At 72.9% G+C, this 3,406-nt stretch carries 3 protein-coding genes; 2 read left to right on the top strand and 1 reads right to left on the bottom strand.

Features of this window, described 5'->3' with window-relative positions:
- The coding region (locus tag HUW36_RS28680) for an ATP-binding protein (RefSeq protein ID WP_174530978.1) at positions 1-1,078 on the top strand (1,078 nt) is incomplete at its 5' end.
- 15 nt (positions 1,079-1,093) lie between these two features.
- On the top strand, positions 1,094-2,914 hold the full coding sequence (locus HUW36_RS28675) for an acyl-CoA dehydrogenase (protein WP_174530977.1): 1,821 nt from the start codon (positions 1,094-1,096) through the stop codon (positions 2,912-2,914).
- Between the two features lie 16 nt (positions 2,915-2,930).
- Here the strand turns inward: HUW36_RS28675 and HUW36_RS28670 are convergent.
- Positions 2,931-3,406: phosphotransferase (locus HUW36_RS28670; RefSeq protein WP_174530976.1), on the bottom strand; the 476-nt coding region annotated here is incomplete at its 5' end.

Genomic DNA, 3,406 nt, shown 5'->3' with positions numbered 1-3,406 from the left:
GGTCACCCCGCCGCGCGACCCGGCCGGCCGGGCGGTGCTGCACGCCGCCGAGTCCGCCGGGGTGCGGCCCCGGGTGGAACAGGACGACGGCACGGTACGCATCCGGGTGGACGTGCCCAGCGCCGAGGTGGGACCGGAGCACCTGCGTGCCGTGCTCGGCCTGCTGTTCCAGGCCGTCCGCGAGCTGGCCGGCGACAGCGTGGAGCCCACCGTGCTGCGCGGTCGGACGTACCGGGTCGGGCGGCGCCCGGTCGCGGTGGCCGGCCCGCGCAGCACCACGGTGACCCTCGACCAGGTCGGCGGCCTGGCCGACGTGGTGGCCCGGTTCCGCGAGGTGGCGGTGTCGTTCCGGCACCCGCAGGCGATGGCCCGCTGGGGCGCGCGTCGGCCGCAGGGCATCCTGATGTACGGGCCGCCGGGCACCGGCAAGACCATGCTGGCCCGGGCGCTCGCGAACGAGATCGGCGCGGACTTCGAGGAGATCCGCACCCCGGAGATCCTGGACAAGTACCTCGGCGGCTCCGAACGCAACATCAAGCGCATCTTCCGCGACGCCCGCCGCTACCGCCGGCCCACTGTCATGCTCTTCGACGAGTTCGACTCGATCATCAGCTACGCGGGCGCCGGCGGGGACGCGGCCAGCCAGGCGGTCAACGCCGTCGCCGGCATCTTCAAGCAGGAGATGAACACGCTGTTCGAGGAGAACCCCGACGTCATCGTGGTGGCCACGACCAACTTCCCGCAACGCGTGGACGCCTCGCTGATCCGCTCCGGCCGCTTCGACCTGAAGATAGCCATCCCGGCGCCGGACGAGACCGGCCGCGCGGAGATCCTCGCCAAGATGGTCCGCGAGCTGATCGACAGGTATGAGCGCCCAGGCTTCCGGATGTTCGCCGACGACCTCGACCCGGCCTCCCTGGCCGCCGACACGGCCGGGCTGACCGGGGCGGACCTGCGCGAGGCGCTGCGCCGGGTGCAACTCGCCAAGGCGCTGCGGGAGGCGGTGGAGGGTGCGCCGCCGGCTCCGATCGGTCAGGATGACCTGCGGGAGGCCGTCGCCGGGTTGCGCCGCGGCTGACCGGAAGGAGCCCACGTGTCCTCGTCCGATCTGCTGCTGTCCCGCCGCGACCTCGCGTTCCTGCTGCACGACTGGCTGGACGTGACCCGGCTGACCGAGCGGCCCCGCTACGCCGAGCACTCCCGGGAGACCTTCGACGCGGTGCTCGACCTCGCCGCGCAGGTCGCCGCCGAACGGTTCGCCCCGCACAACCGGGCCGCCGACACCAGCGAACCCAGCTTCGACGGCCAGCGCGTCCGCACCATCCCGCAGGTCAAGGCCGCGCTGGACGCGTTCGCCGACACCGGGCTGCTCGCCGCCACGCTGGACGAGTCGATCGGCGGGATGCAGCTCCCGCACGCCGTGGCCGCCGCCGCGTTCGCCTGGTTCCAGGCCGCCAACGTGGGCACGTCGGCGTACCCGTTCCTCACCCTGGGCAACGCCAACCTGCTGCTCGCCCACGGCAGCACCGAGCAGGTCGACACCTGGGTCCGCCCGATGGTGCAGGGCCGGTTCTTCGGCACCATGTGCCTGTCCGAGCCGCAGGCCGGCAGCTCCCTGGCCGACCTCACGACCCGCGCCGAGCCGCAGGACGACGACACGTACCGGATCGTCGGCACCAAGATGTGGATCTCCGGCGGCGACCACGAGCTGGCCGAGAACATCGTCCACCTGGTGCTCGCCCGCATCCCCGGCGCGCCGCCCGGGGTGAAGGGCCTGTCGCTGTTCATCGTGCCGAAGGTGCTGCTCGACGACGACGGCAACCTCGGGCCGCGCAACGACGTGGTGCTGGTCGGGCTCAACCACAAGCTCGGCTACCGGGGCACCACCAACACGCTGCTCAACTTCGGCGAGGGTGTGCACCGGCCGTACGGGCGGGCCGGGGCGGTCGGCTACCTGGTGGGCCAGCCGCACCAGGGGCTGGCGCTGATGTTCCGCATGATGAACGAGGCGCGCATCGGCATCGGGGCCGGCGCCACCGCGCTCGGCTACACCGCGCACCTGAAGTCCGTCGCGTACGCCCGGCAGCGCCCGCAGGGCCGCCCGGTCGCCGACAAGGACCCCACCGCGCCGCAGGTGCCGATCGTGGCCCACCCCGACGTACGCCGGATGCTGCTGGCTCAGAAGAGCTACGTCGAGGGCGCACTCGCCCTGATCCTCTACTGCGGACGGCTCCTCGACGAGGAGAGGACGGCGCCGGCCGAGGCCGACCGGGAACGGGCGCACCTGCTGCTGGAGCTGCTCACCCCGATCGCGAAGAGCTGGCCGGCGCAGTGGTGCCTGGCCGCCAACGACCTCGCCATCCAGGTGCACGGCGGGTACGGCTACACCCGCGACTACGACGTCGAGCAGCACTGGCGGGACAACCGGCTCAACGCCATCCACGAGGGCACCCACGGCATCCAGGCGCTCGACCTGCTCGGCCGCAAGGTCACCATGCGCGACGGGGCGGCCCTGGAAGCGCTGCTGGAGACGATCCGCGGCACGGTCGCCCGGGCCTGGAAGGCCGAGGGGTTCGCCTCCGAGCTGGCCGGTCAGCTCGGCGCGGCGGTGGACCGGATCGGCGTGGTGACGCGGCGGTTGTGGGCCACCGGTGACCCGGAGCTGGCGCTGGCGAACGCTTCGGTCTACCTGGAGGCGGTCGGGCACGTGGTGATCGCGTGGATGTGGCTGGAGCAGGTGCTGGCGGTGGAGGCGCTGGGCTCCCCGGACGGCGCCCAGGGGGAGTTCCTTTCGGGCAAGCGGCAGGCGGCGCGCTACTTCTACCGCTGGGAACTGCCGACGGTGGCGGCGCGGTTCGACCTGCTGGAGAGCCTGGACCGCACCACGCTGGACATGCGGGAGAGCTGGTTCTGATCCGGAGCCGCGTCGATCAGCACTGCTGGGCCCGTAGCACGTCGACCTCGCAGCCCGGCGCGTACGGATCGAAGCCGTGCTGGACCAGCCAGCGGATCCCCAGCAGGCTCCGCAGCGACCACCACGCGCGCACCAGGTCGAGGTCGACGTCGGCACCGTAGCCGGCCACGACGTCCGCCAGGCGCTCCCGGTGCCCCAGCGTCAGGGTCGCCAGGTCGTACAGGGCGTCGCCCGGGCTCGCCTCGGACCAGTCGAGCACGCCGGTGATCTCGTCGCCCTCGACGAACACGTGGTCGACCTGGAGGTCGCCGTGGATGAACGCCGGCGTCCACGGCCGGAGCGCGGTCTCCGCAAGCCGGCGGTTGCGGGTGAGCAGATCGGTGGGCAGGACCTGGTGGCGCAGGAGCCAGGCGCACTCGCCGTCGAGCTGCGCGGCCACCTCGTCGTGGCCGCGCCCCGGCCACGGCGGCAGCGGCGCGTCGTGCAGCAGGC

The organism is Micromonospora maritima, from assembly GCF_902825405.1.
In the GTDB taxonomy this organism is placed as follows: Bacteria; Actinomycetota; Actinomycetes; order Mycobacteriales; family Micromonosporaceae; genus Micromonospora; species Micromonospora maritima.
This window is presented reverse-complemented; position numbering and strand designations above follow the sequence as displayed.